Source organism: Parabacteroides sp. AF21-43 (assembly GCF_003635435.1).
In the GTDB taxonomy this organism is placed as follows: domain Bacteria; phylum Bacteroidota; class Bacteroidia; order Bacteroidales; family Tannerellaceae; genus Parabacteroides; species Parabacteroides distasonis.
This window is the reverse complement of the sequence record NZ_QTMG01000016.1, coordinates 23,754-30,153: the sequence shown is the minus strand read 5'-3', so window position 1 is coordinate 30,153 and position 6,400 is coordinate 23,754. Positions and strand designations below refer to the sequence as shown.

General features: G+C 55.3%; 4 protein-coding genes. 3 read left to right on the top strand and 1 reads right to left on the bottom strand.

Going from position 1 to position 6,400, the window contains the following annotated elements; all coding sequences use genetic code 11:
* Positions 1-228 precede the first annotated feature (228 nt).
* The 3 genes from DWX84_RS12285 to DWX84_RS12275 all read left to right on the top strand — a co-directional run bounded on the left by DWX84_RS12285 (position 229) and on the right by DWX84_RS12275 (position 5,793).
* The gene (locus tag DWX84_RS12285) at positions 229-1,482 is read left to right on the top strand and encodes a HAMP domain-containing sensor histidine kinase (RefSeq protein ID WP_048927760.1); all 1,254 of its coding nucleotides are present in this window, start codon (positions 229-231) and stop codon (positions 1,480-1,482) included.
* A gap of 82 nt (positions 1,483-1,564) precedes the next feature.
* Positions 1,565-2,815: an exonuclease SbcCD subunit D gene (locus tag DWX84_RS12280; protein WP_048927761.1), complete on the top strand. Its 1,251-nt coding sequence runs from the start codon at positions 1,565-1,567 to the stop codon at positions 2,813-2,815.
* Entirely contained in the window at positions 2,812-5,793 is a 2,982-nt protein-coding gene (locus tag DWX84_RS12275; RefSeq protein WP_122297377.1) for an AAA family ATPase, read from the top strand. Before DWX84_RS12280 ends, DWX84_RS12275 begins: the two co-directional genes overlap by 4 nt.
* A gap of 2 nt (positions 5,794-5,795) precedes the next feature.
* Here DWX84_RS12275 and DWX84_RS12270 read toward each other — a convergent pair whose 3' ends face one another.
* Entirely contained in the window at positions 5,796-6,380 is a 585-nt protein-coding gene (locus DWX84_RS12270; protein ID WP_008779572.1) for a nitroreductase family protein, read from the bottom strand.
* Between the last annotated feature and the right edge of the window lie 20 nt (positions 6,381-6,400).

Here is a 6,400-nt window from a genome sequence, read left to right as displayed (position 1 = left end):
CGAGATATAAGCCGGGATGGATGGATGGATGGATGGATGATTGCGGGAGAGGTAGGCGCTGTTCTCGCGGGACTACGGTGATAGACGGCTTTATTTCTTCCTCCCGTGTTAACATTATTATTTATTATTAAGACTATCGTTGATTTTCATTGACTATTTAATAAATATTCATACCTTTGGTCTCATAATTTACCGTAGTCCCGCGAGGACTTATAAATTTGAAGAATGATGAAGCACCTACTTTACATATTCTTGGTTTTGGCGGCTTTGTTCGCAGCGATCTATTTACTGCCCGAGCGCTCCCCCTTATTTGAGTATTACAGGCTGAGGCCTATTTTTGAGATCTCCTCTATCCTGCTGCTAATCGTTGTCTTATATCTGTACCGGCGGGAGAAGAGGCAAGTCAAGATGATCTTCTCCCGTTTGTCTCAAAAGAATTTCTTCTTGGATTTGGCCATACAGTGTGGAGGCATATACATCTGGGAATTCAAGGATGAGGAGTTCTTTTTCAAGTATCCTGTCGGTGACCAGCCGTCGCGAATCGAGTTGGAGGAGATGTGGAAATTGATACATCCCGATGATCTCATCGCTTTCAAGCTGCAGAGGCAATCCTTATGGAAGGCGGACAAGGAGGTATTCCAATGCCGTGCCCGCTTCGCCGGATCTGATTATGAATGGTGGGAATTCCGCTTTAGCGCCATGCCTGCGTTAGATAATGCGGAGGGAGGCAAAGACGTGAGCGGTATACTTATCAATATCAATGACATGAAGAAACGGGAAAAAGAGCTTATCCTCATGAGGGGATATGAGCAAAAATTCTTGGCGAACATGAGCCATGAGATACGTACGCCGCTGAACTCTATCGTAGGCTTCTCGAACCTGCTGGCCTCGGAGAAGGACTTAGACGAGGCCGACAAGCAGCTGTTTGCCAAGACGATCAATCAGAGCTGCGATCTGCTGTTGGTGCTCATCAATGATATTCTGGAGGTTTCGAGACTTCAATCGGGACAAATGAAATTCGAGAAAGAGAGCTGCTCCGTCAAGGAGTTGGTAGACGATCTTTACCTCGCCCATCAGTTATTGGTCCCCACCCACCTACGATTCTCGAAAGAGGCGGAGGGGGATTTGTTTATCTATACGGATAAAAAGAGACTTTCTCAAGTTATAACCAATTTCTTGACAAACGCTTGTAAATTCACGAATAGCGGATATATAAAGTTGGGATTTAAGCATCTGAGGGGCACGGATGAGGCGGCGATATTTGTCGAGGACTCCGGGATCGGTCTATCGGAGGAGGAACAAGAGAAGGTATTCAGCCGTTTTTTCAAGCAAGATGAATTCAGCCAAGGGGCCGGTCTGGGGTTGTCTATCTGCCAAGGAATCGTACAAAACTTGGGGGGACGGATAGCGCTGAGTTCTAAGCAGGGAGAAGGAAGCCGCTTCTCGGTCGTGCTGCCGGTATATAAGGGGGGATACGCTTGATCATTCGTCTTTTTCATTCTACCAAAATCTGATATCTGAAGGGAAAGAAGTACATTTGCCGGATCAAAATAGAAGAAGATAAATGGCATTGAAACTTATCCATACGGCCGACTGGCATCTGGGCCAGACCTTTTTCGGCTACGACCGGGAGGCGGAGCACGATGCTTTCCTCGGTTTTCTGACAAATCTTTTGGTGGAGCGGCAGACGGATGTCCTGTTGATCGCCGGCGACGTGTTCGACGTGACGAACCCTTCCGCCGGGGCGCAACGTCGTTTCTATCGTTTCCTGAAAGAGGCGAATCGCCGGAATCCGGGCTTGCAGATCGTGATCATCGCCGGCAATCATGACTCCGCGATCCGTCTGGAAGCCCCGAATCCCTTGCTGGAGGAATTGAATACCTCGATTGTAGGTATCGTGGGGAGGACGGATTCCGGGGAGATCGATCTCGGATCGCTCGTTGTCCCCTTGAGGAACCGGGCGGGAGAACGGGAGGCGCTTTGTCTAGCAGTGCCTTTCCTCCGCCAAGGGGATTACCCGGCGGCGTCCGAGGGAGAGCCCGACTCGTATGTGGCGGGCATCGGCCGGATGTACCAGCGGCTCTACGCTTATGCGGATGCCCGGAGGAACCCCGGCGAGGCGATCGTAGCCTTGGGCCACCTCCACGCCACCGGAGCCGAACTATCGGACGACGACCGGAGCGAGCGTGCCATCATGGGAGGGCTGGAGTCCGTATCTGCGGATACCTTCGACGCCGGGATCGCTTATACGGCGCTAGGGCATATCCATAAAGCGCAACGGATTGGCGGGCGCGAGGCGGTACGTTACGCCGGAAGCCCGCTTCCCATGTCGTTCTCGGAGAAGAATTACCGGCATCAAGTGATAGCCGTAGCGGTCGAGGAGGGGAAGGTCGCTGGTACCGAGGCGATCGAGATCCCAAGAGTTGCGGACTTGATGCGTATACCGGATAGCCCGTTACCCCCGGAGGAGGTCTTGCGATGCCTCGCCGGGCTTCCGGAGCCGGAGGTGGTCAGCGAGGATGAGAGCCGCTGGCCTTACGTGGAGATACGGGTCCTGCTGACGGAGCCGGACCCTACGTTCCGCCATCGGGTAGAGGAGGCGTTGGTCGGGAAGGCAGTCCGCCTCACCTCCATCGTTCCTTCGTATCCCCGGCGGGAAGGAGAGGCAGAGGAGCGGGCCTTGTCGTATAATGATTTGCAAAAGATAGCCCCGCTGGATATGCTGAGACATACGTTTGCCGTGAAATACGGAGGCGAGTTGCCCGAGGAGATAGAGACATTGTTTAATGAGGTGATGAGGGAGGTTTCTTTATGAGAGTGCTGGCGATCAGAGGACGCAATCTGGCGTCGCTGGAAGGAGAGTTTTCCATTGATTTTACGGAAGAGCCTTTGGCTTCGGCGGGTATCTTCGCTATATCCGGGCCTACCGGGGCGGGAAAATCCACGTTGCTGGATGCCATGTGCCTCGCCCTTTTCTCCCGTACGCCGCGAACGGAGCTGGCGAAGGAGAATAACGTGCGGCTGAGGGACGTGCAAGAGGAGGTGTTGCCGCAAAGCGACCCCCGCTTCCTCTTGCGCCGCGGGACGGCCTCGGGCTACGCCGAGGTGGATTTCGTGGCGCTGAACGGGTGTCGGTATCGCACCCGCTGGTCCGTATCCCGGGCCCGGGAGAAGGAGAGCGGACGTTTGCAGGCCGCCCGCCTTACATTATATAATATAGATGCCGGGAAAGAGGAGCCGGGAACCAACAAGGACCTGCAAGCCCGTATCATCGAGCTGATCGGCCTGACTTTCGATCAGTTCACCCGCTCGGTGCTCTTGGCCCAGAACGATTTCTCTACCTTCCTAAAAGCGGAGCAGGGCGAGAAGGCCTCCTTGCTGGAAAAACTGACCGGTACGGAGCAATACTCGGAGATCTCCCGCCGGATCTTCGCCAAGAACGCCGAGGCGAAGGAGGCCTACGAGCGGCTATGCGCCCGCGTACAAGGCATAGAGCTTCTATCGGAGGAGGAGGTGGAAGCCTCCCAAACCCGCCTTTCGGTCTTGGAGGGGGAGCTGGCCCGTCTGGAGAAGGCGAGGGTCGAGCGGCAAAGCTTACGGGAGGCCGTGAAAGCGGCCGAGGTCCAGATCGCCTCGAAGGAAAAACAGCGGGAGGAGAACGCTCGTTTCTTGGAACGGGCGTTGGCATCGCTGGAAACCGTAAGGAAGGAGTATGAGCAAGGAGAGGTGCGATTGGCGAGGACGGATGAGGAATCTAAGCGTCTGCGACTGGAATTGCAACAGGCCCGGAAACTGGACGTGCAACTGGAATCTGCCTTGAAAGCCCGCTCCGAGGCCGATGAACGGATGAAAGACTTCTCCCGGCGGAAGCAGGAGGCGGAAGAGAAACTCAGGAAGGTGGAAGAGCGGCAGAAGAAAGCCTCGGAGGAATGGGACAAGCTGACGTCGTGGCGTGAACGTTACCGGAGCAAGGAGGGGATCGCCGAGCAACTGTCGGCCTTGTTGATTCATCTGGATACCTGCCTTACGGCTCGCCGGGCAGTCGAGCGGTCGGACAAGGCCTTGCTAGCCATCCGACAGAAAATCCAGCGGTTGGAGGTTCGGAGGCAATCCTTGCGGCGGGAGGCGGAGACGCACGCCAAGGAACAGGTAAAGATTGAGGAAGAGCGGAAGTCCGTAGCGCTTGCCCTCAAGGAATTGGAACCGGAGGCTTTGGATCGATCGATCGAGACCTGCCGTACGGAACGGGAGCGTTTATTGTTGGAGCAAGCCCAGTTCGTGACGACTGGCGATATCAAAAGCCTGCGGGACAAGCTGACCGCCGGAACGCCTTGCCCGGTCTGCGGAAGCCTTGAGCATCCTTTCGCCTCTCACGAGGCGCATGAGCGTCTGTTGGCCTTGGCGGATCACATCTCGGAAGCTACCCTGCGCCTCAAGCGGCTTCTCGACCGGAAAGAACGGCAGGAGGCCTGCGGGAAACAACTCGCCGCCCTGCAACAGAAAGAACTGGAGCTGCATAAACAACTCGCCGCGGACGAGAACGCACGGACGGAATTAAGGAATCAGCTACAATCCCTGTCCGAGCAAATCGACCGGGAAGAATTGGATAAGCGGGAGCAGCAGGAGAAGCTGTCCCAATCCCTATCCGCCGCCAACGCCCTGTTCGGGAACGACGCATGGCAGACGGGCTGGAACAAGGAGCCGGAAAGCTTCCGGGAGACCTTGACGGATTTCGCCCGGCAGTGGCAAGCCAACGGGGAACGCTTGCGGGAATTGGAACGGGAGCGGAGCGCCTATAAAGCGGAACGGGAGTCGTACGAGGCTTTCCTCCCTCCCTTGCGCAAGCAGTACGAGGACGCCGCGAAAGCCTACGACGAGAAGAATCAATCCTATACCCGTTTGCGCTCGGAACGGAATCTCCTGCTGGGAGGCCAGCCCGCCGACCAGGTGGAACGTACCTTCCACGAACGGGTGGAAGCCTTGAAGAGCCATTTGAAGGAGCTGCAAGAGAGTACGACGAAGCACGCCGGCGAGGTGGAGCAATACCGGGGGATTACGGAACAGATCAAGAAGGATCTGGTGGAGACTTCCGGCCTTCTTTCCGCACGCCGGCAAGAACTGGATAACTGGTTGGCCGCCTACCAAGAGACCTACGAAGGCAAGACGCTGGAGGAATCCCTGTCGGAAATGACGGCCCAAAAGTCTGAATGTAGTTTCCGTCTGCGTACGCACGAGGAGAATAAGCGGAAGATAGCCGGCTTCCAGCAAGAGCTCTCGGAGCGGAGGGCGATGAGCGAGCGTTGGGCGAAGCTGAATGAATTGGCAGGCTCGGCGGATGGCGCCAAGTTCCGTAGGATCGCCCAAGGCTACACCTTGGATGTCTTGTTGAGTTACGCAAATGTGCAATTGCGGCAACTATCCCAGCGTTACCGGTTGGAGCGTGTGCCGGATACCTTGGCTTTGCAGGTGATCGACCAAGATATGTGCGACGAGATCCGTACCGTGCATAGCCTTTCCGGAGGGGAATCTTTCTTGGTCTCGCTGGCCTTGGCGCTAGGCTTGTCCTCTCTCTCCTCGAACCGGATGAAGGTAGAGAGCCTGTTTATCGATGAGGGCTTCGGCTCTTTGGATGCGGAGACGTTGCGGCTCGCTATGGATGCCTTGGAGAGCCTGCGTACGCAAGGGCGCAAGATCTGCGTTATCTCGCACGTACAGGAAATGACGGAACGTATTCCCGTGCAGATCCGGGTGAACCGGGCGGGAAACGGACGGAGTTATCTGGAAGTCATATAGCTTTACCAGCCATTGTGATGGATCTGTTGGACGTTGTATTTGTTTTTGGGAGTCTCTTTCTGCATGGGGTATCCCACAGGTATGACGTTCAACGGCATGATATGATCCGGTAGCCGAAGCTCTTTCCGGACGATCTCAATCCGGTCCGGATAGGGGTAAACAGCCGTCCATACAGCTCCCAATCCCATGGATTCGGCGGCAAGTAACAGGTTTTGCGAGGCGGCGGAACAATCCAGAAACCAAGCGTTGGAGGATTTGATCGTATCGCCGCAAACGACGATCGCTTGCCTTGTCTCTTTCAGCATCCGGGCGAAGGGAAGGCCTTCGGCCATCGTATCCAAGGCTTTCCGGTCGGTTACGATAATGAATTCCCAGGGTCGCCTGTCACGGGAGGAAGGGGCGGCCATTCCGGCTCGTATCAGTTTGTCTATCTTTTCCTTTTCTACCGGGCGATCCTTATACTTACGTACGCTTTTGCGATTGAGTATCGTTTCCAAGGTCTGGTTTTCCGGTTCCTGCCGCTGGTTCCCCGTAGAGGAGCAGGCCATGAGGAAAACGGTGATCAAGAAGAAAAGACAGATTCTCATAAAGACGGGTTTATATGGTT

Bases quoted from the DNA above. Each gene is read 5' to 3' on its own strand.
- DWX84_RS12280 (WP_048927761.1), top strand. From the start codon at position 1,565: ATGGCATTGAAACTTATCCATACGGCCGACTGGCATCTGGGCCAGACC.
- DWX84_RS12285 (WP_048927760.1), top strand. From the start codon at position 229: ATGAAGCACCTACTTTACATATTCTTGGTTTTGGCGGCTTTGTTCGCA.
- DWX84_RS12270 (WP_008779572.1), bottom strand. From the start codon at position 6,380: ATGAGAATCTGTCTTTTCTTCTTGATCACCGTTTTCCTCATGGCCTGC.
- DWX84_RS12275 (WP_122297377.1), top strand. From the start codon at position 2,812: ATGAGAGTGCTGGCGATCAGAGGACGCAATCTGGCGTCGCTGGAAGGA.